The organism is Microcoleus sp. LAD1_D5, from assembly GCF_036702115.1.
GTDB lineage: Bacteria > Cyanobacteriota > Cyanobacteriia > Cyanobacteriales > Microcoleaceae > Microcoleus.
On sequence record NZ_JAUBSA010000029.1, the window covers coordinates 17,225 to 43,642 of the forward strand.

Below are 26,418 nucleotides of genomic sequence, written 5' to 3' on the forward strand. Positions count from 1 at the left end.
TTTATTCCCGATCGCCAAACTTGCCATCGAGTTTCATTGTTCTGTTTTCATTTTTTTTTACTGTGCCCAATTCCGGCGGGCGACGGTCAAAAACCTGATCGAGCGCTGCTAAATACTTAAATCATTTTATTCGACCCACTGGCCGAGCAAAAATAACGGCTTTGGTTCCAATAGCCGCTGCTTTATCGGTTACGAAGCCTTGGGCGTATCGCTGACACTCGATGCTTCCGTGGCGGACTCGGCAGATCGATATCCGTAGAAATCTATCCGGTAGTCTACAATTCTGACACCAGTTTGCTGTTGAATTTGCTCGATCAAGTCGATCGGCAATTCCACATGAACGTCGAGAATCTGAGCCGTATCAAGACAGTTGACGTGAGAGTGAGAGTCGCTGACATTGCCGTACAAGCGTCCCTCTGAGCGTTCTATGCACTCAATAATCCCTTCTCTCGACAAAGCTTCTAGATTTTGATAAACCGAAGTATGACCGATCGAATGCGCTTGTTGGTTGAGGCGATCATAAATTTCGCGAGCCGAGAGGTGTTCTTTTGCCTCCCACAAAAGTTCTAGAATAAATCGACGCTGGCGGCTCAAGCGCATTCCCATCGCCTGACAGCGGTTTAAAGCATCTTCTAATGAACGAATTGGTTTCACAGCTACCGCCTTATAAAGCCTGCTCGATTTTTAATTCTGGTACAATATTGCACGCCTACATATCCACTCATTCTAACGCAGGGTTGCCCAACAGTAGAAGGTAGAGCGCAAAAATCTCGAATGAGTGAATTTTTTCGAGTTGCTGCTCAACGAGCGGCTGCCAGCACCCCCAGAAAATTATCCGCTTCAAAAATATTGCTTTGACTCTATCTTCTACTGCAACAAGTGCTAGTTCGAGGATTTGATGGCTTGAACCAGTAACTTGGCGATTTCGGAGAGTTGCTTTTTGTTGAAAGTTTTGAGCAAAAGCTTGACTACCGCCTTCGGTTCGCCCGGAAGTGCGACTTGCTTCGACGACGCGGGTGCTGGGGCTGCTGGGGCGGCTGGGGCTGCTGCTGGGGCTGCTGCTGGTTTTGGGCTTGCTGCCAAAAGTAGCAAATTTTTACTCGGAGCGATCGTCTTGACTTTCCCCACTTGTACTAAATCGCCAGCTTCCTTGAGTTCTTTGATAATCAGCGGAGCTAAGACTTTATAAGAGTTTTTGGGATTAACGATCGCTGCTCTAGCTGTTTTTACTAAATTTTGCCAAGTCTCAATTTTACCTCCCAACTTATAGAGGCGAACGCACACAGCCGTCAACTCAGAGCGACTAGCAGCCGATTCTTTCTGCTTGAACACCTGCAACATTTCTTTGAGTAAAGTCATCACTTCAACAGCAAAATTCGCCGGCACAGCGCCCGCTGTTGGAGCGGCGGGGGTACCAGACCCAGCAGCCTGCACTTTGCCCGACGCCAATTTATTGAGGTGAGTTTCCAGTTGAGCAAAAACAGGCATCACCTGCTGCACGAGTTTTTCTCCCTCTTCATTCCTCAAGCCGAAAGGCCCCTCCAGTCGCCCCAGCAAGTCCTTAAGCGTATCAACTCCCTTTAAAAATAGGGATTCTGCCGTTTGGTCAACCTGCTTGACGGGCCCGTCCTTGAGCACCTTAAAACAATCTTCCAAGCGGTGAGCGGTTGTTTTAATACTATCTAAGCCGAGCATAGCCGCCCCTCCTTTCACGGAATGGGCGGCTCGAAACATCTCTTGGACGCTTTCGGGGTCTTTCATCGTGGACTTTAAATCCACTAAACCATTTTCTAGAGTATCGAGGTGCTCCTTAGCCTCCTCTATAAACAAACGCATTATTCGGTCTTGCTGATCTGACACGACAGTCCTCCTAACAATCTCAGCACCCTCCAGAAAGCACCCTCTTCGCGGGAGAAAGCGCGACTCCTGACTAAAGTCGGAAGCTCCCATGCAAAACATTCTAGCCTGCCTCAGCTAGCAGACTCAAAATACTCGTGTCGGGGCAATCTTAGCCCTAAAACTGGTGCGGTGGAGATTGAGCCTAGAGTTCTGAGGGAGTATCTGGAGCGATTTCAATGCCCATTCCTTGTTTCATCATCTGCTGAGCCGTAATCAAGTCGCTTAACTCCTTGACTTCGACGCCGATGTCTTGGCAAGCCTGTTTCAGTTCCCGCTCGAAGGTGTTGAGGTCGCCTCCGTAGCCGCAAAGCTTCGCGGCTGTGGCGATTCCTTGTTGGGCGTTGGCTTTGGCGCAGTCGATCAATTCAATGCCTTTGAGGGGTTGGGAGGATGCCATAATGTCAAACCGCAATTTATCTTTTCTCCCACTGTACCTAGAACGTTGATGTCGATCGATCTATCGAAAGGCATGAAAAATCCTGCCTGTGCTGCGTGTTGCCAATTCATAGTTACTTTTTGGGATTGCCTGCGAAGATAGCAGTAGTTGGGATTTTCTAACCCTTACTGTGGCTAACCTATGTTGGGTCTTGGATGCAGGTACACACTAGACTCCAATTGCAAGCATTCGCTCTCCTATCTTGAAATTGTCCGCGTTGCATCTGCGGTTTCCCGATCATCGATCAAAGATTTATGCAATAAGTCTACTATCTTCACCATGCAGTATGCCTGCAGCTACTACCGAAAGCGGAGCAAACTGCACGGCAGCTACTTCCAGCCGCGGGGTTGGGATTTTCCGGGCGACGACGAACCTCACTACAAAGATTTTTTATATTTCTCCTTTGAAATTCGCATGACTTTCCGGCGTTGCAGATGTGCAGATCACTCCTCGTTCGACGAGGTATATCGTGCTTTTTCACTGTGTTGTCGTTCTTTTTTAACACCGCTATTTTGGGTAGGAGTGTCATTATTGCGGGATTGACTTGAGATGGTTCTGTAGCAGATGCTGCGATTTTTTGTTAATGGGCGATCGAGCTTGTTTTAGGGCGATCGCTGCTTATTGTCGGAATTCCAGAGTTAGACGAAAGAAATTATGGCTAATCACCAAATTTTGCATAACTCAATAGAAAATGTTAGTGTTCAGGATCTAGTTAGGGCGAGGTTAGAGATCAAAATAAGCTAAAAACAGCTTGGTGTAATACTCTGAGGATACCTATGAAAGCCCTACAGATTCTCTGTAAATCTAAAGTTATCTACTAACTGCTCAAGAAACCTCTCATGACTAAAAGCATACGACTCTTGAACTAGAGATTTGTTCTTCAGTTTAATTCTTTGCTCACTTCTGCTCAGAGAATTGAAATAGCACTTATGAAGAGAATCTTCTTGAATATAACCCAATAAATCTTCTGCCTTTAATTCGTTTTCCTTCCATAGTTTAATTTTGATAATGCTCTTCTTACCTGCATCTTTGTTAGAAATATTATATGAATTAAGTAGAATTTCTCCGTTACAAATGATGTTACAAAGCTCCTGGATTGGTCTGACGCTATGCCCTTTTTCACGTAAACCTGAAAACATTCGATTTCCCGTGACAATACATGAACATAATTGGGATGGCAAATGAGGCTGTGTTTTAATCTTCGTTGCTAAATAGGTTCTGAAAGGTTCTTGCTGCCATAAATCTTGGAAGTGAGTCAATTGATCTGCGGCTTTCTGAATGTAATCATAAGTGGTTCTCAATTCAAATAGATTACAAGGATGCAAGGAGTTTTTGCATTCAAATACAAATAGGCAGTTATCTACAACAGCTAAGACATCTACCTCGCCTTTAACGCCTTTAAAAGAATATTTTAAGTTGGTTTCAAATATTGATGATACTGGCTTTAAGCATCTCTCCATCTCCAGAACAATTGGATCTTCAACTGATTCTGAATCAAATCTAAAATTAGTGGATTGAAGAACGTTTCTACACAGATCCGAGTTAGTTAAAATTCCCAGAGGTAAAAGTATCCAATCTTCAATATTAATAAATGGGTACGTTTGTAAATCAAATATCTTCTTGCTTTCTAATCTCCAAGTAAATAACTCCAAAATTTCTTTTGCCTTTTGTTCTCCCAAAAAACCTGCCAATAAATCTTTGAGTTGATTGGCTTGTAAAACAGGCATAGATCGCCAAAATAACTTAGACTTAAAGAGATTTTTAGAGTCTATATACTCCGTAAGAACCAATAACATAAATGCAAATAACCGTTGTACTTTAATGATGTCGAATAATGATAAGCTTTGGGAAACTGGGATTTTATTTACTTTTTTTAAGTCAATAAATAAATTATTTTCAAGTTGTTTGAGAATCATCTCCTCTTCCAAAAAAAGACTGTTAGTGTCCAAAAACTTACTTAAAGCTTGAGGGTGAAATTTCATGACAATTCGTTTTAAAGGACTGTCTATAATCTCAAATGTAGAGTCTTTAAAATTTTGATAATACGTCTTTGAAAATTCCGATATAGAGGGGTATTTTTCTGTTATTTCTGATAATTCTGACAAAGACTCAAACGAGTTAGCAATCTCTTGCATTGATTGTCTTATGTAGCCGAGACAAAGGCTCATCCCAAACTTTGGGTCAGGTGCTTTTATAATAATTTTTGCATCAATTTGTGTAACTGTATAACCAAAACTATCTACAAGCACTTCAGACTCTTTAAAAAAAATTAATTTGTTAAAATCCTCTAATTTGGTAACGTAATATTCATCGTTTAAGCGTTTTTCATTGACTTTATTAATATTTGATTTATCTATAACCTTTTTGTCATGGCTATGATAAAGATATAAAGAAAAGGCTGAAGCTAGCTCTTCCTTACATACAGAGTAGCGATTAACGTGGTCTTGTTGAAGACCATCAAGTGGCCAGAACAATGAATCAACTGCTTGAAGATCATAAAGTGGCCAGAACAATGAATCAACTGCAACTAGGTAACTTTTTATCTCAAGATAATCAACCTCTTTAAGTAAAACCTTAAATAAGGTTTGAATATTTCTTGAGATAGAAAGAAGCGATTTTATAGATTCAAAGTAAACTTGGCTATCCTGGCTGATGTTTATTTTCCCAGTTTCATTTATCAAAGAATTAAGTATCTGAGATTGGAAATCATAGTTTGAGCATCGAAGTACACCACATTTTCGTAGTTGATCTACAAAATCCGCCTCACTTTGTTGTAATCCCGCTCGAAACAAGTCTAAAGCTAGCTTTTGATCTCTGTCTGAGATGGCTTGCTTTAAATTCTGTGCAATTTGCTTTATAATTTTCATTAATTAAATGGTATGGTTGGAGCTACGAAGCTATCATTAATAGTCTTCTAGTGGACTTCAAAAAATGCTGAAAGATTCCTCAAGGCATACCATTACATGGCAATGAAATCCGCTGTCTAAAAAAACGCTAAAACCGCCTTTTCAGCGGTTATTTTTCAGCGGTTATGATGCGGCAGTCGTAACGACTACCCCTAGGCTTTGCCTAATAAAGTTATAACTTTAGGGCATTCAAACGTCAAGACACGGACAATGAATTGAGCTACCCAGGTGATGGGAAGGCATTTTTAATGCTGATTTTCCCACCCAAAGCCGATCGCCCTCCATCCCCCGACACTACAGCAAACGGGCGATCGCACGCCCCCATTCTCCCAATCTCAAAATTTCCTGACATTTTTCTTGCCAAGTCGAAGTCATTACGAGTATGATTTAACAAGAAGCAAAAAAGAGAGCCCCCATGAGGATAGAAGAAATTCCTCTCAACCAGATTCGCCGCCCCCTGCCGCGAGTCAACGACCAAAGCAAAGTCGCCGCCCTCATGGAATCCATCCGCGAGGTAGGTTTAAACGAACCCATCGATGTGCTAGAAGTAGATGGTCAGTATTACGGATTTTCCGGTTGCCACCGCTACGAAGCTTGCCAGCGTCTCGGTTTAGAAACTATCCGCTGTAATGTACGCCGAGCTCCCCGTGCGGTGTTGCAGATGCACTTAGCCTGAGCCTCTCAAGAGAAATTCACCACGCAGGCAAACATTCGATCGCCCAAAGCTTTCTAAGAAGTTCGATCGACAATCACTAATAACAAGCTAAAAACCTATGACTACCAACAACCACAAACAACATCTTTACCCCAGCCGCATCGATATGTCAGCCGCCACCCGCTCTCAAGTAGTGGGGCTGCTAAACGCCACGCTGGCAACGACTCTGGACTTAAAAACTCAAGTCAAGCAAGCTCACTGGAACGTTAAAGGCATGGACTTCTACCAGTTGCACTTGCTGTTTGACGAAATGGCAACAGAACTCGAAGAATACATCGATTTGGTTGCCGAACGGGTCACAGCTTTGGGCGGTTTCGCTGTAGGAACAGCCCGCACAGCCGCCGCAGATTCGATCCTGCCAGAGTTTCCTTTCGACATTTTAGATGGGAAAGAATACGTGACGGCTTTGGCCGATCGCTACGCGCCCTACGCCCAACACCTGCGAGTCGCCATCGACAAAGCAGGCGAACTCGGCGACGCCGACACTGCTGACTTGTATACCGAAATCTCGCGGACAATTGACAAGCGTTTGTGGTTCCTAGAAGCGCATTTACAAGGATCTGCGACAACTGCCACAGCCGCAGCCCCGGAAAAAGTAGGCGTCAGATAGCCATTTCTCTTGTGAGGTGGCCCGACAAGCTCGCCAAAGGCAAGATGCCCGTGCCACAAAACTATTGTGGGGTGGACCGAAAAGCCCGCCCCAAAAATGTATTTCGTTAAGGCTCCTGACAGTTTACGATCGAGAATATGTCCATTTATTAATTTGGATGAATTTTTCGTGGCAGCTAATATTCCAGATTATGCTCCTCAACTGCAACGCCTGATGCGACAGGCGGGGCTTTCGAGCGATCGAGAACTCAGCCAAAAAGCAGGAGTTCCCGAACTTCACCTAAGTCGCCTGCGTCGCGGCTTAGCTTTGCAAACCCGAGTCCACATCCTGCTCAAAATCAGTCAAGCTTTGCAAATTTCCTTAAACGAACTGCTCGCAACCTTGGCGCCCGACTCTGTAGAGTTAGAACAGGCATCACCGACAGCCGTAGAACAAGAATATCAGCGCCTGCAAGCTTCGATCGAACAGCAGCGAGAATCTTTGATGCAGGAATTCCAGCTCTCTAGCGTGCAAATTTTAGAATCCTGGATGTTGCAGTGGCCGACTGCTGCGAGCAAAGCTCAGGAAAATCACCAGTTGCGGGCCCAGAAACTGTTGCCGTTGCTGCGACCAGTCGAGGAGTTATTGCAGCATTGGGGGATAGAGTCGATCGCCCCAGTCGGAGTCCAGATTCCCTACAACCCCCAACAGCACCAGCTCATGGAAGGAACAGCCGATCCCGGAGAACCCGTCAAAGTCCGCTACACAGGCTACAGACAAGGCGACAAACTCCTCTACCGCGCCAAAGTTAGCCCTGTTTGATTAATAGCAGAAGGCATTCGGCAGAACAAAGATTGTCCCCCTTTCAAAATTCATTCTCGGCGAAGCGCTACGACTCTCATGAGCGTTACGATCCGCGACGAGCACCATCTTTTGCACTCAAAACTATTCTCCCGCTCTCAGGCTCTGGCACTTTCCCCCTCTCTTATTTGGATCGGAGTCCATCTCGCAGCTATACTAGCCTAGTCTGGCTAGAAATTCTGACATTCCCACCGCAAAATATGAGTCCTGTAGTTAAAATTATTCAGCCCTCTGGCATTTTAGACGGCACCAAGGCAAGTCAATTCCGCCAAGAGATTAGCGACCTAGTGGAAGCGGGAGCCGATGTGGTATTGATAGACTTCACTGATGTGACATTTATGGATAGTTCTGGTTTGGGCGCTTTAGTCTTGGCGCTCAAAACAGTCCGGGCCGCTGGGAGTCAATTAGTTGTCTGTTCTATCAACGAGCAAATCCGCATCTTATTTGAACTCACCAGCATGGATCGAGTTTTCGAGATATTTCAGACCCGCGATGCTTTTAATAGCAAAATTCTCTCAACTAACTAAATCTTTGGGCTGCTGCCTTCTTGCTATTTGGTCACAGATGCACTGCAAGAAGTCAGCTAGCCAAAGTTTACCTTGAGTAAAGACCAATCATCATCAAAAACTGCTTTAGCGTTCAACTTTTGAATGTAGTTCAAAACCAGCTCTAACTGGTCGGCACTTGCACCGTTGTAAGCTGCTAACAGGTCGATGAAAGGGTCAAGCCCCCAGATATTGCCGTCAGGTTGGTGGATCTCGTATACCCCGTCGCTAAAGATGTAGAGAGTGCTCAAATCCTCGACATCGCAGCAATTATCGACATAGGGGGCGTCGGGGAACATTCCGACCGGCATTCCGGGGGTTTTTAATCGCTGGATTTTAGCAGTGCTCGCAGGGGACTGGGAAATCAACACGGCCGGTGGATGGCCGGCGCTGGCATAAACTAGCTGTCGAGAAATGCGGTTGTAAACGCCATACCAGATGGTGAAATACTTGTCATTTTGGTAGCTCATCTGGAAGGTGGTGTTGAGGGCGCGCAAAACGTCGCTGGGCTTGTAGTAGTCTATGTTGGGCAGCGTGCGCGATCGCAGCAAATTCAGCACGGCCACCGAAGGCAGCGCCGCCCGCAAACCGTGACCGGCTACGTCTAGCAAGTAAATCGCCAAATAATCGGCATCTAGCCAGTTGTAGTCGAAGCAATCTCCCCCCAACTGCCGGGAGGGAATGAATTTTGCTTCGATGCTGAAAGGTTCCGTCATCGGATCTGGCAACAACGATTGCACGTACTCGGCGGCCTCGGCTAACTCTGCTTCCAGACTTTGCTTGGCTATTTTCAAATCTCGGCTGAGTTGGTGCAGCCTCAATCCCGCGCGTACTCTTGCCTGTAACTCGTTGAGTTCGATCGGCTTCGAGATAAAATCGTCGGCACCGGCGTCGAGGCCTTTGACTCGATCGGCGATCGAACCCAAAGAAGTCAACAAAAAGAATTGTGTAGTTGACAGATCCGGATCTGCCTTGACTCGACGGCAGACATCGATGCCGGTCAAGCGCGGCATGATCCAATCGCAAATTATCAGGGCCGGACGCAATTTCTGCGCCTGGGCTACACCGTCTTCGCCATTGCTTGCTACTGTTACTTCGTAACCCTGTTTTTTCAGGGTTCTTCTCAGCAGTTCTTGAACAGCCGTATCATCGTCAATAACCAGAATTTGAAACATGGGCACTTAGGTACTACAAGTTTTTCAAGGTCTGGGGGTCATTTAAAATATATCCTGTCAGCGCCCTTGTCTGAGATTGAGTATAGTTTATTGGCATCGCTTTCGAGGTAATTGCTTTTGAGGGCGGGTCGTTGAGTTCAATTTACGTTAAAACTTGATAGAAATTTGGCGCGATCGAACTTCACTCAGTTTATACTCAGAATATAAATTTTTATAGACTTTTATTTGCCACAGGCGCTGGTTGACATGGAAGTGTTATTTATGGTATAGTGACTAACCGATTAGTGGATTAGACATCGCTCGACGGCCCACCAAAGCTAGTATCCTCAAACTACCATTCAATTTTGCCGCCGTTGTATTGTGTCTAATTGTATTTTTTCTGATTGTATTTTGCCCACCGGCTGATGAAGAACTTCTGTGGTGAGCGTGATTGAATTAAAGGGTTCCGAAAAGTTGCCGATGCTAAAAAAAGCGGATCTTCAAGTCAATACAGGTCTGAACGGATTAAGCTGGGTTTTGTCGTGGTTTGCACAATTGTACGACTCGCGAATTCCTACAAGTGTGTGGATACGGTGTCAGTTAGCTTTGGCTGAGGGCTTTACGAATGCGGTGCGTCACGCCCACAAGGGCAAACCAGCGGATTTGCCTGTTGACATTCAGGTGGCGGTGTTCGCTGAATCTTTAGAGATTAAAATTTGGGACTCGGGCGATCCGTTTGATTTAGAGCAAAAAATCAAAGATATTTCGGAAAAAGTCGATATTCACTCTCCGGGCGGGCGGGGCCTAAAATTAATCAAAGACATTGCAGACAGTATTAGTTACGAGAGAACGGCTGATGGACGGAACTGTTTGTCGATGGTCAAAAATTATTCGCCGTGTCTTAATGCCGAACGATGAAGCTGATATTGGGTTGGCAACTGCCGGAGGAACTTTCTGGTTAATAGGCTTTAGAAGCTTTTAAACGCGGGACGTAGGATTAAGCCACAGCAGAATTGTCCGTTTTAATTCATTTAATTCGCGATACACTTCTTGTTTGACCCACTGCCCGATCGCATCGAAGGGTGTAAAAATTTGACCTACAGGCCAGCTAACATCTTGACCCAAGGGCGTTTGATGGTTGCCCGCTAGAGTCTGAACTGTAATCATGTCGGGAAATCGTGCTTTTAGCAGTTTGGTCAACAGCAGGGTTTGGTCGATGTTGTCGCCGTTAAATTTAACTAAAAGATTGCGCCGAATTTGATAGCTATCTTGGACGAGGCGATTAGTCTCTTGCGGGGACGGAGTAAACTCGACGTTAAAGACGGGGGAAATTTGCTCGACGATCGGGATTGCTTCGGATGCCGCATAATTGTTGAAAGAAATCAGAATATTGCCTGCCCTTTCTATGTCAAACACAGAACCGATCAGGAGGTGGAGTTTGCATCCCATGCTGTGTCCCATGCCGTAGATGGGGAGATAGGAAGATTTGAGCAATTTAGTGGCGCGCAGGCGATCGAGGGCATTTTCAAATTTGTTGAGGACATCGCGGGCGATCGCAATATGATCCAAAGTATTGACAAACGGCGTTGCTATTACAACATATCCTTGAGTCCCCAAAGCTTCTAACAGCCAGCGATAGGTGAGTTGCGGTGCTGTGGCCACAAATGCACCGCCGAGAAAATGTACGATCGCGATCGGTCTTGAAGGAATTAATACCCAGTTGCCAGAAATTTCTTGCCAGTCCATAACTTCCATCTAATAATAAATAAAAAGGCGATCGTCCTCTGAAGGTATAAGGAAGAATTTTTTCTAATTTTTTGCTTTTATTTCCTGCCTAAGAAAGGGGTTTGCTAGCCATTTTTTTATTCAAAAAACTTTGCTTTTTACTCATACATTGTTTAGTGTAACTCTTTTAGCAGCAAATAGCACTGCGGGCGATCGCTGCTATTTCCGCCCTGTATAGGGTTGAAGCTGGCGATCTAATAAATCAAGGCTGACATCCGATCGCGACTTTCAAAGATTTTGATATCGTGTCCCATCGCACGGCTGCAAGCCCCTGTAGTTGTGATTGGGGGTAATTGCTCCGACAGAATATTAACAGTCAAATACGGCTCAAAACCCGAATATCGCGTATTAACCCGTCTCAGGGCGATCGGCTTCGATTCGGCTTTATTGGCAGTACCTAATTTCTTGACTAAACCCGCATACAACTATAACATCCTTTAGGATAAACCCCCGATTTCAGACGATCGCTGGGGGTTTAATTCTGCCGAATGACCAATACCTTCTGCCGTTTGATGACTCAACTTTTCGTGAGTTTTCATCCATTTCCACTTGTCCACAGTAGCTTTAGGATTGAGCACTGTGGTAGCGATGCCGTAAACAATAGTAGGCAAAACCTCCCGATTTAACCAACTTTGTCCCAGCTTTCTCATGTAGTGCAGTGCCAAAACTTCTCGAAATTTGTTAAGCCTTTGCAAAAGTGGCAAATTCTTAAAACATAACTGTTCGTACTCCAGGAGTGATAACTCTTTTTCTCCCCGCAAGCGCCGCAGTTGGTTTTCCTTGACACACTCTGAAGCTATGCGCTTCTTCAGCCAGTGCTTATCTGTGAGAGAGTTCCCTCTAATTCGATAATTTCCCAAAGGTTCTGTCGCCGCTAGCAAGCCATACTTTTGAGCAAGTTTGGTAAATAATTCTGTATCTTCTCCTACCTGCCAATCTTCTGCAAAGCCACCTTCTTGGAGTAGAATAGAGCGATCGACTACAACAGAAGACGGGAAAACCCAAGGGCTTTCGCCTGTCTCCTTAATCGCCTCCATTTCTGCTTTAGTTGTAGGATAGGTGGGAATGTAACTCAACTTGTTGCCGCGCTTGTCTAAATACCGCAAAGCGTGAGCCACAGCTTTGACTTCTGGATTGTCTGCGAGCATTTTCAGGCAAACTTCTAACTTATTGGGTTCCCAGGTATCGTCGCTGTCGATAAACGCTACATACTCGCCTGTGGCGCGATACATCATTAAATTTCTCGACTTAGAAACCCCGTAATTTTCGGGATTTCTGAAGTATTGAATTCTCGAATCTTGCTCGACAAGGTTAGCAGCAACTTTGTCAGTAGCGTCAGTAGAGCAGTCATCAACAATTAAAATTTCTAGATTTTTGTGGGTACCATTGAGTACGGAGGCAACTGTCTCGGCAAGAGTGTCGGCAGCATTGAATGCAGGAATGATTATACTGACTTTTTGGCTGTTCATAACTTGCATGAGGTGTGGTTTGGTAGTTGTTCACCGAAGTAGAGTCTGGAAGCACACACTCTGACTCCTTTACGTGTAAGTACCAGTATTCCCCAAACTTGCCTACATACTGCCAATATAACAGGCTTACCGACCTGAGTGTTATCTACCATAAGGAGGGGACAACCGTTAGCAGCCGGAGTGCAGACTATTATTTTGCGGGCCATTTTTCTGACACCAAGGCTTCTGGTGCAAGGGATTTAAGGTTTTGTCGGGGGGGAAAAGTTGTCATAAATTCGATCGCATATTTTTGCTTTAATAGGACTTACCCAGAAAAACCCTGCCTCATGCAAAATGATTGTTTTGATAACTATACAGCTACAAAAAAAACGGGTTTCTGACCGAAAGCATCCAGGATACAAGCCCCCGGATTCATGCGTGGGGTCAATGCTTCAATTCTTTAATCTAAAATCTAAAATCTAAAATCGATTGACTCAGTTCGATTCGGGTTAATCGCTGAGCATAAAATTGTTTTTCCTGCCCCATAACCGGGAGTGAGGAGTTTGATTCCTCACTACAAACCTAATTATAATTATTTAATCCAACTTGAGAGCAAGATTGGGTAAATCCTGTTTTATTGATTTACTCACCAGTCGAACAACTGCCCAAAAACTGCTATGCTAAGTCTGCTATGTGTTGCAGTACCATAGCAATTACCTAAAATAGTGATTGTTTGGCTGGGCATTGCTTAATCAGGCTCTGAAAAAAAATAAATTGAAAATTCCGAAGCTTTGTGAATACTGTTTATATGATGTGCATCTTTAGTTTTTCCTACAGTAAATCAGCAACGCCGTTTTTCTGCGTTCATCAGCTTTTTTGAAATCAGTATATTCTCAAAAAAAATGCTTTTTTCAACTTGTTTAATTATTAAATTGCCATAAGGTGTCTCTCTTTTCTATCTTCCTCTTGTACCGCGAGAGCCTCCCAGGGTCAAATTGTTTTCCCGTCTGCCATAACAGGTAATTTATTTGCGGTTGAACTCAGTACCGATAGGTTTTAGGGAAGATGCTCCTAAAAGTATACTATAAAAAATCCTCGCCTCACCCGTAAAAAATGTTGCCAAAGTTCTTGAGCAAAGTGCAAATTTATACTTGTTGCCTAACACTCTTGGTGTTGGGTGGCTGCCAGCAGCAGCTACAGCCAACCTTGCAGCAACAGCGCAGCAAACAAGGGATGGCAGTTTCAGCTCACCCTCTGGCGAGCGCTGCGGGGCTGGCCCTGCTGCAACAGGGAGGCAATGCAGTGGATGCGGCGGCTGCAACGGCTTTGGCGATTTCGGTGGTGGAGCCTTTTTCGGCGGGTATCGGCGGCGGGGGTTTTTTGCTCCTGCGGCGGGCGGAAACGGGGACTGTGCAAGCGCTGGATTTCCGGGAACGAGCTCCGAAACGGGCGGCGCGGGATATGTACCTCGACAAGCAAGGCAAGGTGCGCCAAAGGGCAAGTCTGGACGGGCATTTGGCGGCGGGTATTCCGGGCACTGTGGCTGGACTTTATACGGTGCACCGCGAGTACGGTAAGTTACCTTGGGCTGCGGTGGTGGCTCCGGCGATCGCCCTGGCTGAAAAAGGATTTCCGGTAAGTTCGCGGTTTACCACGGCTACCGGGCGACGACAGGATGTGATCAAAAAAAACCGGGCGGCGCGGGAGGTTTTTACTCGCGGTGGTATTTTATACCAGCCCGGTGAGCTTTTGGTGCAGCGGGATTTGGCGCGGACATTGCGGCAGATTGCACAAAATCCGCAGAGTTTTTATACCGGGGACATTGCGCGGGCGATCGCCGCCGACATGGCTAAAAACGGTGGCATTATCACTCTGGAAGATTTGAAAAACTATACGCCGATTTGGCGGAATCCAGTTTGTGGCAACTTTCGCACTTACGAAATTTGCGCCATGTCGCCTCCTTCTTCGGGCGGCGTTCATTTGTTGCAAATCTTGAATATTCTGGGAGATACGGATCTCAAGAGTTTGGGAAGGCAAAGTCCAGATACGCTACATTTACTGGCGGAGAGCATGAGGATTGCTTATGCTGACAGGGCCGAGTATTTGGGCGACCCGGGTTTTGTGACGGTACCGGTCAAAGCTCTGACTAGCACCAATTATGGCAAATTGAGACGATCGCAAATCCAAATGTCAAAAGCCAGACCCTCTAGCGAGGTAAAAGCCGTTGACGCTGAAACTTTGAGCCGCTTTGTGTGGGAGTCTCCCGAAACTACCCACCTAACAGTAGTTGACCAAGAGCGCAATGTAGTAAGCTTAACGTTTACCGTGAATGGTGGTTTTGGGGCTGGAGTCGTGGCCGCGGGTACGGGAATTTTGCTCAACAACGAGATGGATGATTTTGCAGCAGCGCCTGGAGTGCCGAATTTGTTTGGTTTGGTGGGCGGCGAGGCAAATTCGATCGCCCCGGGGAAGACTCCTTTATCCAGCATGACGCCGGTCATCGTGACAGAAAATGGTAAATTTCGCCTCGCAGCAGGAGCTCCCGGAGGCAGCACGATTATTACTACGGTGCTGCAAATAGTGCTGAATGTGTTGGTTTACGACATGAATGTCGGCGATGCTGTGTCTGCACCTCGGATACACCACCAGTGGCAACCGGATCGCCTGATGGTGGAACGGGGAGGTTTTGAGGCTGCGACGCTTTCGGAGTTGCGGTGGCGGGGACACCAGATTGTCGAAAGCGACGGCTGGGGCAATGCCAATGCGATCGTCCTGACTGCGGATGGTTGGTTGGAAGGGGCAGCCGATCGGCGCGGGGAAGGAGAAGCAAGGGGGTTTTAGTTAACAGTCAGTCGATTAGAGATTTGAGATTTTAGACGGGGGTGAGACTTCGGCGACTCAACGATTTTAGATTTACTCCACAGATGAATCTGCGAGGTTGAACTAGGGTCAAAAATTTTGATATCTCTACGACAGGAATCTGGGGCTTGTATAGGTTTTTTGGGCGAGGTCAGGAGTCATTAGTCATTAGTCATTAGCCATTTTGGATATCGCAAACGGTATTACAACCTGGTTTCTTTTGTCTCTAGTGCGTAAGTCCTGAAATTATTAGTCTGTGTACGTTTATTTTTGCATCCGTATTTTTGCGCTGATGTTTATTGGCTGACTAACTGCCAACAATTACCAAAACAAATAATCACCAAAAGCGTAAATTCACTTATGTGTAAAGTTATTGTAAAGGCACTAGACATTGATACTTATCTAATGTAAAAATGAAGTTGGGCATAAAATCAGGTTTGTATCTTCCAGGAAAAATTTATGATAATTACTCACAAAATTACTGCCTTAACAGCTACATTAACTACTGCTATGAGTTTGTTGGCAGCGCCAGCAATGGCATTTTCGGTAGGAGCAACTAATAACACGGAGACTTTAAAAAATAATTTACTGGGAGCTAATACAGCCGGGTTGAGTAATTTCTCTGTTTCAATTACGGGTAATTCGGCTGCTTTTGGTACTTTCACTAATGACCCCTTCGGTTTGACATCAGGTGTTGTTCTGAGCACTGGTAGAGTCACCGATATACCGGGTCAGAATCGGAAAGATAACTTCACGACACAGGACAGCGATTTAAGCACGGACTTTGGTGCTAAGGGTGAACAGGGGGATCTGACTCAGCTAAATCTCAGCTTTTTTGCTAATAGCACGGTTGAAAAGTTGTTCTTTCAATATGTATTTGCTTCTGAGGAGTTTCCTGAGTTCGGCGGTTCTAAATATAATGACGATTTTGAACTGCTGCTGAACGGCATTAATTTGGCAAAATTGAGCGACGGAAAAACAGTTACGATTAATAATCTTGTTCCCGATCCAAATAATCGCTCTAAAGATCACCCCGACTATATTGACAACCCAAGTTTCACAGGTATTGCTGCTAACATCATTAAGCTGGACGGTTTTACTAAAGTTTTAGGTTTTGAGGGTTTGCTCAAGCAAAATCAGACGAATGTTCTCAGTATCCGCATTAAAGATGTGGGCGATGGCAAGTTAGATTCTGCTGTATTTATTAAAGGCGGTTCTGTGGGGACGGTTCAACCTGAACAGGTTCCCGAACCGATGACTGTGGGGGGTTTGATGGCGGGAGGCGCTATGCTGGCTGCTGGACGAAAGTTACGCAATCGCCGTGGCGGAAGTAATTAATAACGGAAGGAAGTTCGGCAACGGATTCTGTAACGGATGTAACGGATGTAACGGATGTAACGGATGTCGGGAAGAAGGAAGTCGGAAGAAGGAAGAAGGAAAAAACTGAACAGGAACCATTTTGGCGGTTGCTGTAATATGAATCTCGATTAGTCGTGTTGGAGACAGAAACGGGGTTTGATGAACGAAAAGACCTCGTTGCAGTTCTTGAACCTGGTAAAAAAACTCGGTTTGTGCGATCGCGATCGCGTAATATCATCTCAAGTAATTTAAGCATTATGGGTACGCAGCGAGGAATGCAAGTCCTCATACAATTCTGACGACGAATGCCCTCACTACGAACCAATTTTATTGCGGTTGTTCTAGCAGACAATATATAAGTTTTTATCCCAAATTCGCAAAGGGCAGATTTTTTTGTATTTGGAGTTGCAGCAAATATTGCGGGTAAAACCCGCGCCTACAACGACTGACTAAAAACTAAATAATTTAGCTATGAACAGTACCGTCCGGTAAGATTGTACCTGTTAATGTAGTCCGGGTAAGTTTGACCATAACTCGATCGCCGTAACCGATTTTCGCTCCTGTTAAGTCAGCACCGCTCAAGTCAGCACCGCTCAAATCGGCTCCGATTAAGTTGGTTTCTCTCAAGTTGGCATTGATCAAACAAGCTCCTAACAAATTGGCCCTGAACAAGTTTGCTTGGTGCAAATTCGCGCCTGTGAGATTGACGTTGTGTAGAAAAGCATCGCTTAAGTCGGCTTCACTCAGGTTTGCATTGCTCAAGTTTCTTCCTGAAAAATCCTTTTCTTTTAAGGAAGCTCCTTTGAAGTTGGAACCGCTCAAATCGGGAGCTTGGGGGCCAGCTTGGCGGTAAGACTGAGATGGCTGCGGCGGCGATTGGTAGCGGGAGGCCTCTGAATAGGGCCCTGCAGGGTTTCCCCCATAATTTCCCGCATAATTTCCAGGATATTTTCCTGAAGAGGGTTCAGAAGAGTACCGGGGTTCTTTTGGGTTGGCTGGTGGTGGCTGGGTGTTTTGTGGCTGGGTGTTTGGATACTGAGTATTTCTGTACTGATTGTTTTGGTAGTGAGTGTTTTGGTACTGAGTATTTTGGTACTGAGTATTGGGTTGCTGAGCGTTTTGGTACTGAGTGTTTTGATACTGAGTATTGGGTTGCTGGGTATTTTGTTGCTGGGTGTTTGTGTACTGAGTATTTTGTTGCTGGGTATTTTGTTGCTGAGCGTTTTGTTGCTGAGTATTTTGTTGCTGAGTGTTTCTGTACTGAGCGTTTTGTTGCTGAGTATTTTGTTGCTGAGTGTTTCTGTACTGAGCGTTTTGTTGCTGGGTGTTTTGGTGCTGGGTGTGTTTGTGCTGGGTGTTTTGTTGCTGGGTGTGTTTGTGCTGAGTATGTTTGTGCTGAACGTTCTGATTCTGACCTCTTGGTTGAATCGATCGCAATTGTTCGCGAGCTTGATTAATTTCCTTAATCTTTTCTTCAGCTTTCTGTAGTAGTCTGGGATTGTCTTTGGGGATGCGATCGGGGTGCCAAATGAACGCTAAATCCTTGTAGGCTTGGCTAATTTCTTCTCTGGAAGCTCCCGGCAACAGTCCCAGCACTTTATAGTATTGGTCGAGGTCGTTCATTGTACCACCTTTCGCTTTAAGAAATTAGGAATTAAAAATTAAGATCGGAGCAAAAGCCTTTTTCAAAGCTTGGTTGTCCGATCGTACATTAGTTGACATCCTCACCGACCGTCGCGGACGGTGATTCCCAAACCTCACGATTTGAGTTTCTGTTTCATAGCAATTGCCTCTACCCACAAGGAGTTTTATGGTCTTACATTCGCTCCACAGACTAACCCCGCTAGCCCAGCGGTTTCATGTCTCGAAAACCTCAAAGGAATTCTGTCTAATTTTTTGATTCTAGGGATGTTTGCCATTGCCCTGTCCTCTTTTCCCGGTCTACCGATTTTTCTTCCCCGTTGCGAATAATCGCAAACTTTGGTGTTAAGGTTTATGTCTCCATCGTCGCGGGTGGGTCGTAACCACTTTAATTATACCAATATATCAATATAAAGCCGTCCGACAAGGACGGGGTTTCCACCCACATTTCCTGATGAACAATAACTCAGCTAAGCCGCTGCTGGCAAAAATTCTCGAATTCGCTGCAAGTATGTTGTGGCATCCTCCAGCATCGGAAAGTGAGCCGTATTCGGAATTATAACAAATTCTACTTTTTTGCTGAGGGAGGCTGCTTGCTCTCCCATGACGGCGGGGATAATTTGGTCGAATTCTCCGGCAACCAGCAGTGTGGGAACACTCAGCCGCGCAAATTCTTGGGGCATTTCCTCGGCTGCTCTTTTGCTGACGGCCGTCACCATTGTACCTATAGCAGCTTGCTCGTCTGCCATTAAAAAATCCTTGAGAAACGCCAGACTGACCTCTGTGGGCAGGGAACGGCGCAAAAACCGGGCCATAAATAGCCGATCGGCAAACGGGATGGATGCCAGCCAAGAGGGTCTAAATTTTACCACATAGCCACCGAATTTGTGAAAAGTTGTAAAGGATTTCTCATCGTATTCAAAAATCCCGCTGCAAGTGAGAATTGCTTTTTCTACTTTTTCGGGGTAAAGGTTGAGAAATAAAGTAGCAATTGATGCACCTGTGGAGTGAGCATTGAGAAAGACGCGGCTTAAATTCAGAGATTCTAATAATTCCGCTAAGTCGCGGGCGTAGGTTTCGAGTTCGTAGCTTGACTCAGGAGGCTCTTTTGGCAAGGGCGATCGACCAAAACCTCTCATATCGTAGAGCAAACAATCAAAATCATCAGCAATAGCCCGTGCCGTGCTTTCCCAGTAGCGCGCTGAGCCCGCCCACCCGTGCAGAAATACCATCACTGGTTTGCCGCTGTGCCCAGCACTGTTATCTGCCGTTATCCACTCGTAATAATGTTCTACACCGCGAATTGAAATGAAAGACATGATATTGATTTGGGATTCTTAGATTTTAGATTTTAGATTTTAACTCATAATTGTTCACTAAATACCAAAATTCCCGACTTCTTAAATAAGTCAGGAATCTCAAGACTACATCTATCAAAAAATCTGCATTAATCTGCGTCAATGCGCCCACATCTGCGGTCAAAAATTACCAACATAGGAACCAATCATAAATCTTAAGCCGCAGAAGCAGCCAGCCAAAATAAACCATCTACCAAAAGCGTGCTTAACACAGCTCCGCTGAAAGCGCGCCAGTGCAGTTCTCGATCGCGCAAACTCAGCAAACCGACTGTTAGCAACACAGCGATTAAAACGAGAGCGCAACCTATGCCCCAAGGAGTTTCAATTTGACCGATCGCACTTTGAAAAATCGGCATTGCTAATTCCGGTTCCGCGTGCATCACTTGCCGCCAGTAGGGCATCAACCCTGTTAAGTAAAAATATAAATCAGTAATGGCTGTACCGAATAGGGAACCCAAGTAAAAATAGCCGCCCACTTTTCCCCAAGATTTGCCCAAGCACCAAATAGCAAAAGGCAAGCCAATTGATTCTATAGGTAGATGTAAAATTGGTTCCCATCTAAACCAGCCCCAATAGATAGAACCTGCGAGCCAACATCCGGCAAATCCTAATAATAAATCTCCCCAAAGTTGGGTTTTGGGGCGGAAAATTAGAATTAAACTCAGAACGAACCAGGGGATAGTTGATAGCAAACTGATGGTTGGATATAAGCGCACTAACGGTGCTTGCACGAAGACGGGAATTGAGACTAAAAATGCTGAGGCGCTAAATATCAACCACTGTTTGATGGTGTTTGTTGTGGCTGAAGTGAGAGAATTGTCGAGGCGGGCGATGGTGGTAATAGGTGCGATCGCTGAAGATACTAAATTTAGATTAAACAACTGATTGGACTCCGTATTGTTTCAATAGGTGGACTAAAAATTTTGCTGCGGTTGTGGGTGCGACAGTCTCAATCCCGGCAGCGGTTTGGCTGACTTGCCAGCCTTTTGCCGTTTGGGGAGCTCGCCATAAATCCAAATGTTCGATCGCGGGATCTGCATAAAAGCTTTCTCCACCGCCACCGAGAATTGCCGAACTCCAGTGCGTAAAGCGATCGTGGCTGATTCGGTGGATGGGAAAATTGCCCCCCAGGGGTACTCCCCAACCGTCTAAGGCAAAAAATGCCCCGACTTTGCCGCCGAGTTGCTGCCACATCCAAGCCGCCCCGATCGCCCCGGCTACTCCGGCCGAAAAGCTGACAAATACTAGACTTTCTCCTGCTAACTCTTGGCTGCACAAGAAGTGCAATATGTCAATAGCTGAAAAAGGCGGATATTTATGAGCGGGAAAAATCTTGACACGATCGACTATTTGCTGGTTTTGGCGATCGGCTGCCAGTCCCCAAAGCCCCGAAAGTCCCGCGAGGAAACAGTCGGTTAGCTTTGGTTCGTGGACTCCGGGGCAAATTACCAGTCTCATAGTTCGTCAAGAAAGTTAATATAGTTCGCAACATAACTTTATCATATACCTACTATATCATATACTACCCCAGGGGATAGGGTGTTAAACTTATAAGAGAGTCAAGTTTGAAGAGTATCCCCCCAAGTTAAAAGCTGGGAACGCTCCAAACCGCATTAATCAGAGGCAAGGTGAGGGAGTCTTAAGAAAACATAAAAGTTATCCCCCCCCGCCCCATCCCCTGTCAAGCTTAGCAAAGGCTGATTCAAGTTTTAAGCTGTTCTGTATTTAGATTTAACTTTTCCGGTGGCGTCGAAGCTGACCCCACAAAAGCTTAAAGAAACAGGATTGTGAAAATTAGAGGCCTGCCAGCTTAGCTGCCCTACGAATTTCGGGTCAGGGTCAAAAAACCGACTTAGGACTGATGCTCATCAATCCGGTTTCTAGGATAAATAAGAGGTTGGACCGGGAAGTATGGGCGCAGAAACCGGGAATCAGCCCCGCGCACGTCAGTCGTGCGATCGCAAATAATGAAAAATCTCCGATTTACCCTTCATCCTGCCTGGATCTCTTAGAATAAATAAAATTGAGGAATACAAAGTGGTTGCTTCTCCAGAAAAAATCGAGTACCAAACATCTGCAGCACCCGCAAGTAACGATCGCGTTGCTGTATTGCTGATGGGTTACGGCGAAGTCGAAAGCTACGACGATTTTGCCAACTACAACGAACAAGCTTTAAATTTGCTTACGGCAAAGTTTGCGCCAGTACCGCTTTGGATTTATCCGCCGCTGGCGAAGATTTTAGCAATCTTTGACTTGCACGAGTGGAGTCACCAACACGGTCAATTCGTTTCGCCGCACAATGCAATTTTTGAACAGCAGCGCGCCGGGATTGAAAAGAATTTACAGGAGAAATGGGGCGATAAAGTAAAAGTGTTCAAAGCTTTTAACTTTTGCGCGCCGTTTTTGCCGGAACAAGTAATCCCTCAAATTCAAGCAGAAGGATTTGACAAAATTCTGATTTATCCGCTGTTGGTAGTTGATTCTGTTTTCACCAGCGGCATTGCAGTCGAACAGGTGAATAAAGCTTTAGCACAAACCTTTGATGGTAAGGAACATTGGGTAAAAGGACAGCGCTACATTCCTTCTTTTTACGATGAACCTGCTTACATCCAGCTAATGGCGGATTTGGTTGAAGAGGAAATTAAGAACGATTTAGCTGTAGCCCATTTGCCTTCTCAGATTGGGATTGTGCTGATGAATCACGGTTGTCCGCACAAAGCGAAGGGCTTTACTTCGGGAATTGTGGAAAGTCAAGCTTTGTACGATCGCGTGCGTGAACGTTTGATGTATCGCTATCCTTTGATTTCGGTGGGTTGGCTGAATCACGACACACCGCTGATTGAGTGGACACAGCCGGATGCGACGTTGGCTGCGAAGAATTTGATCGATTTGGGTGCAACTGCGATCGTCTTTATGCCGATCGGATTTGCCACAGAAAATCACGAAACTTTGTTAGATGTAGACCACATTATTGAGTCTTTGCAGAAACAGCGTCAAGGAGTTACTTATCGCAAATTGCCTTGCGTTAACGACCATCCAGAGTTTCTGAAAATGGCGGCTGAGTGGGCAAATCCGCAGATTGAAGCGTTGTTGAGTGAGACTGCGGTTGCTGTTAATCCAAGTTTGGCTGCGGCGCAGCGCGAGCACAGTCATTCTCATGAAGGGCACGGGCATTCTCATGGGGATCACGGGCATTCTCACGGTGATCACGGCCATTCTCATGGCGGGCACGGGCATTCTCACGGCGGGCACGGGCACAGTCACTAATTGAGTCGTTGGGTGGGGGCGGGTTTATTATATTCTTGGTTTCCCACATAGATGGCTGGTAAAACCCGCCCCTACAGGCCTGTAGGGGCGGGTTTTACACATAATAGTTGAGCCTGACAAACAATCTAGATAAACCCGCCCCGGCTATATTAATTGAGTGCGTGAGTTCAGAGTAATTGAGGTGAAAAGTTGATCGTCCTTTGGTGTATTAGAGAAGGGGCGATTTGCTTTTTTATCATCAAACTGATAAGCTTTTCTGCATTCATACTGAGATTGATAGTGGAGTGCCTGTGGCGAACGAAGTTGGGTGACACAATCAAATCCCTACTTTCCGAGTCGAGGCGATATAATTGAAGCAGTTGCGGTAAAAATGAGAAAATAAATAAATGAGAATTATTCGTTTAGAAATTACCAATGTAAAAAGCTTTCAAGACAAAGTAGATATCCAATTTGATATATTAGTTGGTCCCAATGGGGGCGGAAAAAGTAATTTTTTAGATATCCTGCTGATAATTTTAAAAAAATTCTTTTTATATAGTTATTCGGTGAATGATATGATGGGAATTGGTGCGGGGGAGATTCGGCTAGTGCCTTCATTTGATCCGGCAGAAAATCATCTAGATAAATTCAGTGCAGATCCTTCTGAATCTAAAATTGAAATAACTTTTAAAGTAGATGCTCAAGATATAAAAAATATAGCAACAATCAATCAATATAAAACAGAAATAAAGTCAGCTTTGGGCCACTACACAATACTATATCCATCTGATTCAATAATTTATGAAGTTGAAAAGTGGAAACTGGGTGAGTTAGCAGAAAATCAATAGTTAGTATATTGCATAGTCAACAATGTACTTGTATACCCATTTTTGAATTCACCAGAATTAATTTATCTTAAATTTTTGAACTATTATGAACTTTTATCAATAGTTATACAGAAGGCTATTGATTTGGAGCTTTTACCTCTTGATACTCGCCTTAGCCCAAAATATGTATATTTTTCGCCTTACAGAGGAGGAGACCCGCTACTTCAAGTCACCTTAGGGGGTGGCAGCTATTATAGTTTATTAAGTAATTATTCATCAGCTACGTCTCGAAGTACAACTTCTTTAATACAGCTAGCATCAATATACTTTGCACAAAAGAGACGGAAGTATGAAATGCTTGCTAGGACTCAAGGATACGAAAAAAATTGGGATGCAGATGAAGAAGTTAAGTTAGTAACTAAATATTTAAATAAATTGGGATATTCATGGAATGTAGAGCTTAAAGATGCAAACAGTAATACTTATGAGATTATTCTGCTAAAAATCCAAGAAAATACAAAATTTTCTTTACATCAGGCGAGTTCGGGAGAAAAAGAAATTCTAAATTTTTTATTGGGAATTTTTGCATATAATATTAAAAATGGCTTGATAATTGTAGATGAACCTGAAGTTCATTTACACCCTAAATGGCAATCTCTACTCCTTGACTTATTCTTTGATTTAGCTGATTTAACACAGAACCAATTTATTTTTTCAACGCATTCTCCTATATTTATTAATCAGAGAACTATATCGAAGATTGTGAGGGTGTATAAATCGAGTGGTAAAAGCACTATAAAAAATTTTCTTAAAAGCAATTTTGAGGAAACTAAAGACCTTCTCCACATAATTAATAGCCATAACAACGAGAAAATATTTTTTGCGGATAAGGTAATTCTTGTGGAAGGAATTACCGATAGGATTTTTTGGGAGCAATTAATTAATCTTTATAAGAAAGCCGAAAACAGTGAAATTATAGAAGTTTTGGAGGTATATGGAAAAATTAATTTGGAAAAATATCGTAAATTTCTAAAAAAAATTGAGTTGGACAATTACATAATTGCAGACCTAGATTATATTTTACAGATTGGTAGTGAAGAACTCAAGAAAATGTTTAGAGTGGATTATTCAAAAATAGATCGAGAGGTTATTAATCACAAAAAAAGTATTGATGGTCAAACATTGTTTGAGCAAATTGAAGAGGCTATAAAGAGTAAAAATTTTGACGATCTAACAAACCTTTGTAATTATATCAAGTCGAGAAAAATGAACTTACCCGATAATAAAAGCGCTCAACAATTGCCATTATTTGAAAAATTTATCACAGAAAAAATGGAGGATAAAATTTTTGTTCTTAGTAAAGGAGAAGTAGAAGATTACCTACCGGAAGGATATAGAGATTTAAACAAACTTATTGAATTGATTAAAAATGAAAGGACATTTATAGATTTTATTATTCGTGGAGACTACCTAGAGAAAAGGGTAGAACTAAGTAAAATTATTTGTTCTATCCTCGGAATAAACTTACTATCAGACGAAGAGGTGGTTGGATATCTTAGCCATCGCCCGGTTTCTGACTACCCGGGCGTCCAGGACTATAAATAAACCCGCCCCGGCTATACTAATTGATGTGCGATCGCCCCAACCAACTTATCAATCTCCGCCTCTGTTGTAAAATAGTGCACACAAGCCCGCACACAATCAGGATTAAGAATAGTCCTTACCATAATTCCCTGTTTTTCCAACAAATCGACCAGCTTTTTGTGCGGCATCCCATTACTTAATCGAAACGAAACCAAACCAGCTTCCGGCGCAGATGTCCGCAAACATTCTACATCGGGAAGTTCCGACAAACGCTGCCAGAGATACTTACTCAAACGGCAAATTTCTGCATACCTTTCCTCGATCGTACCCCATTCATGTTGCAGGGCGATCGCACTCCGCAAGCCCGCATACAAAGGATAAGCCGAAGTCGCAATTTCATAGCGCTGTGCTCCAGGCTTCCACCCAAGGACTTTAGCATTAGCATCCGTCACAATTCCCCGCCAACCGATAAACACCGGATGCAAATCTGCCAAAGCTTCAGCACTCACATAAAGCCCGCCCAAACCTTCCGGGCCACACCACCATTTATGACCCGTAAAAGCATAAAAGTCAACACCCGATTCAATCAAATTTAAAGGCAAAACCCCCACAGATTGAGCCGCATCAACTAACACTTTGACTCCTGTTTGATGACACACTTTTACAATCTCAGCCAGAGGCAAAACTTGGCCCGTATTCCACAAAATGTGACTGATAACCAACAAGCGAGTATTTGGCCGCAAACTATCAGCAATCACCGCCACCGCATCGCCCTCATTCAAAGTTGCCGCCAACGGACAAATCGAAACCTCAATGTTGAAACGGCGCTGAAGTTCCATTACACTAGCTACAATGCCGGGGTGTTCGCAATCAGAAAGCAGCAAATGGTCGCCCGCTTTCCAGTCAATGCCCCACAGCGCAATATTGCAGCCGACGGTGACATCTTCAGTTAGGGCAATGGTTTCAGGAGGTACGGTCAACTCAGATGCGATCGCACGTCGCGTCAGCATCGCCTCCTGAACCACCCAAGCCCCCACTTCCCCCGAAAACGGCCCCCCAAGCTGCACCCGTTTGTAAGCCTCATAAATCGCCTCTAAAGCAGGCTCAGGCAGCGGCCCTTGTCCGCCGTAGTTAAAATAAGCTTTATTGGCCAAAGCAGGGAATTGTTGCCGGTGATTGTCCTTTGTCATTTTTTTTGGGAATTAT

General features: G+C 44.6%; 26 protein-coding genes. 12 read left to right on the top strand and 14 right to left on the bottom strand.

Annotation, left to right across the window (positions count from 1 at the left end; translation table 11 throughout):
* Positions 1-189: 189 nt before the first annotated feature.
* From QUA70_RS14435 to QUA70_RS14445, 3 genes are all read right to left on the bottom strand, one after another.
* Positions 190-654: a Fur family transcriptional regulator gene (locus tag QUA70_RS14435; protein WP_333326549.1), complete on the bottom strand. Its 465-nt coding sequence runs from the start codon at positions 652-654 to the stop codon at positions 190-192.
* Positions 655-882: 228 nt separating this feature from the next.
* Positions 883-1,959 (bottom strand): Hpt domain-containing protein, encoded by a 1,077-nt coding sequence (locus QUA70_RS14440; RefSeq protein WP_333326547.1) that lies wholly within the window; start codon positions 1,957-1,959, stop codon positions 883-885.
* Between the two features lie 82 nt (positions 1,960-2,041).
* Positions 2,042-2,296, bottom strand: coding sequence for a hypothetical protein (locus QUA70_RS14445; protein ID WP_333326545.1), 255 nt, complete (start codon positions 2,294-2,296; stop codon positions 2,042-2,044).
* A 318-nt stretch (positions 2,297-2,614) separates the two neighbouring features.
* On the opposite strand from QUA70_RS14445, the gene QUA70_RS28605 reads away from it, so the two are divergent.
* A complete protein-coding gene (locus tag QUA70_RS28605; protein WP_445301489.1) occupies positions 2,615-2,878 on the top strand; it encodes a DUF1345 domain-containing protein in 264 nt (87 codons plus the stop codon).
* A 242-nt stretch (positions 2,879-3,120) separates the two neighbouring features.
* Here the strand turns inward: QUA70_RS28605 and QUA70_RS14450 are convergent, their stop codons facing one another.
* Positions 3,121-5,202, bottom strand: a complete 2,082-nt coding sequence (locus QUA70_RS14450) for a hypothetical protein (protein ID WP_333348009.1) — start codon at positions 5,200-5,202, stop codon at positions 3,121-3,123.
* Between the two features lie 259 nt (positions 5,203-5,461).
* Positions 5,462-5,593, bottom strand: coding sequence for a hypothetical protein (locus QUA70_RS14455; protein ID WP_333326539.1), 132 nt, complete (start codon positions 5,591-5,593; stop codon positions 5,462-5,464).
* A 63-nt stretch (positions 5,594-5,656) separates the two neighbouring features.
* Between QUA70_RS14455 and QUA70_RS14460 the strand changes: the two genes are divergently transcribed.
* The 4 genes from QUA70_RS14460 (at position 5,657) to QUA70_RS14475 (ending at position 7,933) form a co-directional block, all read left to right on the top strand.
* On the top strand, positions 5,657-5,917 hold the full coding sequence (locus tag QUA70_RS14460; protein ID WP_333326537.1) for a sulfiredoxin: 261 nt from the start codon (positions 5,657-5,659) through the stop codon (positions 5,915-5,917).
* A 97-nt stretch (positions 5,918-6,014) separates the two neighbouring features.
* Positions 6,015-6,566, top strand: coding sequence for a DNA starvation/stationary phase protection protein Dps (gene dps, locus QUA70_RS14465; protein ID WP_333326535.1), 552 nt, complete (start codon positions 6,015-6,017; stop codon positions 6,564-6,566).
* Between the two features lie 96 nt (positions 6,567-6,662).
* On the top strand, positions 6,663-7,367 hold the full coding sequence (locus QUA70_RS14470; RefSeq protein WP_333326533.1) for a helix-turn-helix domain-containing protein: 705 nt from the start codon (positions 6,663-6,665) through the stop codon (positions 7,365-7,367).
* A 239-nt stretch (positions 7,368-7,606) separates the two neighbouring features.
* Positions 7,607-7,933 (top strand): STAS domain-containing protein, encoded by a 327-nt coding sequence (locus tag QUA70_RS14475; RefSeq protein ID WP_041623653.1) that lies wholly within the window; start codon positions 7,607-7,609, stop codon positions 7,931-7,933.
* 56 nt (positions 7,934-7,989) lie between these two features.
* On the opposite strand, the gene QUA70_RS14480 is transcribed toward QUA70_RS14475, so the two are convergent.
* Entirely contained in the window at positions 7,990-9,126 is a 1,137-nt protein-coding gene (locus QUA70_RS14480) for a SpoIIE family protein phosphatase (protein ID WP_333060566.1), read from the bottom strand.
* A gap of 420 nt (positions 9,127-9,546) precedes the next feature.
* Between QUA70_RS14480 and QUA70_RS14485 the strand changes: the two genes are divergently transcribed.
* Positions 9,547-10,023, top strand: coding sequence for an anti-sigma regulatory factor (locus QUA70_RS14485; RefSeq protein WP_333348006.1), 477 nt, complete (start codon positions 9,547-9,549; stop codon positions 10,021-10,023).
* A gap of 60 nt (positions 10,024-10,083) precedes the next feature.
* Here QUA70_RS14485 and QUA70_RS14490 read toward each other — a convergent pair whose 3' ends face one another.
* The 3 genes from QUA70_RS14490 to QUA70_RS14500 all read right to left on the bottom strand — a co-directional run bounded on the left by QUA70_RS14490 (position 10,084) and on the right by QUA70_RS14500 (position 12,368).
* Positions 10,084-10,851 carry a DUF1350 family protein gene (locus QUA70_RS14490; RefSeq protein WP_333348003.1) on the bottom strand — a complete coding sequence of 256 codons (768 nt, stop codon included), beginning with the start codon at positions 10,849-10,851 and terminating at the stop codon, positions 10,084-10,086.
* Between the two features lie 233 nt (positions 10,852-11,084).
* The gene (locus QUA70_RS14495) at positions 11,085-11,315 is read right to left on the bottom strand and encodes a hypothetical protein (RefSeq protein WP_333348000.1); all 231 of its coding nucleotides are present in this window, start codon (positions 11,313-11,315) and stop codon (positions 11,085-11,087) included.
* A 12-nt stretch (positions 11,316-11,327) separates the two neighbouring features.
* The gene (locus QUA70_RS14500) at positions 11,328-12,368 is read right to left on the bottom strand and encodes a glycosyltransferase family 2 protein (protein ID WP_333410467.1); all 1,041 of its coding nucleotides are present in this window, start codon (positions 12,366-12,368) and stop codon (positions 11,328-11,330) included.
* Between the two features lie 1,083 nt (positions 12,369-13,451).
* On the opposite strand from QUA70_RS14500, the gene ggt reads away from it, so the two are divergent.
* From ggt to QUA70_RS14515, 3 genes are all read left to right on the top strand, one after another.
* Positions 13,452-15,179 (top strand): gamma-glutamyltransferase, encoded by a 1,728-nt coding sequence (ggt, locus tag QUA70_RS14505; protein WP_333347994.1) that lies wholly within the window; start codon positions 13,452-13,454, stop codon positions 15,177-15,179.
* Positions 15,180-15,656: 477 nt separating this feature from the next.
* Entirely contained in the window at positions 15,657-16,535 is an 879-nt protein-coding gene (locus QUA70_RS14510; RefSeq protein ID WP_333347992.1) for a choice-of-anchor L family PEP-CTERM protein, read from the top strand.
* A gap of 155 nt (positions 16,536-16,690) precedes the next feature.
* Complete coding sequence (locus QUA70_RS14515) at positions 16,691-16,855, top strand: hypothetical protein (RefSeq protein WP_333326519.1); 165 nt, start codon at positions 16,691-16,693, stop codon at positions 16,853-16,855.
* A gap of 166 nt (positions 16,856-17,021) precedes the next feature.
* Here the strand turns inward: QUA70_RS14515 and QUA70_RS14520 are convergent, their stop codons facing one another.
* The 4 genes from QUA70_RS14520 to QUA70_RS14535 form a co-directional block, all read right to left on the bottom strand.
* Positions 17,022-18,179 carry a pentapeptide repeat-containing protein gene (locus QUA70_RS14520; RefSeq protein ID WP_333410468.1) on the bottom strand — a complete coding sequence of 386 codons (1,158 nt, stop codon included), beginning with the start codon at positions 18,177-18,179 and terminating at the stop codon, positions 17,022-17,024.
* A 488-nt stretch (positions 18,180-18,667) separates the two neighbouring features.
* Entirely contained in the window at positions 18,668-19,516 is an 849-nt protein-coding gene (locus tag QUA70_RS14525) for an alpha/beta hydrolase (RefSeq protein ID WP_333347983.1), read from the bottom strand.
* A 194-nt stretch (positions 19,517-19,710) separates the two neighbouring features.
* Positions 19,711-20,436 (bottom strand): DUF3120 domain-containing protein, encoded by a 726-nt coding sequence (locus tag QUA70_RS14530; RefSeq protein WP_333347980.1) that lies wholly within the window; start codon positions 20,434-20,436, stop codon positions 19,711-19,713.
* Positions 20,429-21,013: a hypothetical protein gene (locus tag QUA70_RS14535; protein ID WP_333347978.1), complete on the bottom strand. Its 585-nt coding sequence runs from the start codon at positions 21,011-21,013 to the stop codon at positions 20,429-20,431. Before QUA70_RS14535 ends, QUA70_RS14530 begins: the two co-directional genes overlap by 8 nt.
* A 579-nt stretch (positions 21,014-21,592) precedes the next feature.
* Here QUA70_RS14535 and QUA70_RS14540 point away from each other — a divergent pair.
* The 3 genes from QUA70_RS14540 to QUA70_RS14550 all read left to right on the top strand — a co-directional run bounded on the left by QUA70_RS14540 (position 21,593) and on the right by QUA70_RS14550 (position 25,233).
* On the top strand, positions 21,593-22,822 hold the full coding sequence (locus tag QUA70_RS14540) for a ferrochelatase (protein ID WP_333326508.1): 1,230 nt from the start codon (positions 21,593-21,595) through the stop codon (positions 22,820-22,822).
* A 386-nt stretch (positions 22,823-23,208) separates the two neighbouring features.
* Complete coding sequence (locus QUA70_RS14545; protein ID WP_333347975.1) at positions 23,209-23,649, top strand: AAA family ATPase; 441 nt, start codon at positions 23,209-23,211, stop codon at positions 23,647-23,649.
* Between the two features lie 75 nt (positions 23,650-23,724).
* Positions 23,725-25,233 carry an AAA family ATPase gene (locus tag QUA70_RS14550; protein WP_333410470.1) on the top strand — a complete coding sequence of 503 codons (1,509 nt, stop codon included), beginning with the start codon at positions 23,725-23,727 and terminating at the stop codon, positions 25,231-25,233.
* A gap of 11 nt (positions 25,234-25,244) precedes the next feature.
* Here the strand turns inward: QUA70_RS14550 and QUA70_RS14555 are convergent, their stop codons facing one another.
* Complete coding sequence (locus QUA70_RS14555) at positions 25,245-26,402, bottom strand: aminotransferase class V-fold PLP-dependent enzyme (RefSeq protein WP_333347972.1); 1,158 nt, start codon at positions 26,400-26,402, stop codon at positions 25,245-25,247.
* Positions 26,403-26,418: the final 16 nt, after the last annotated feature.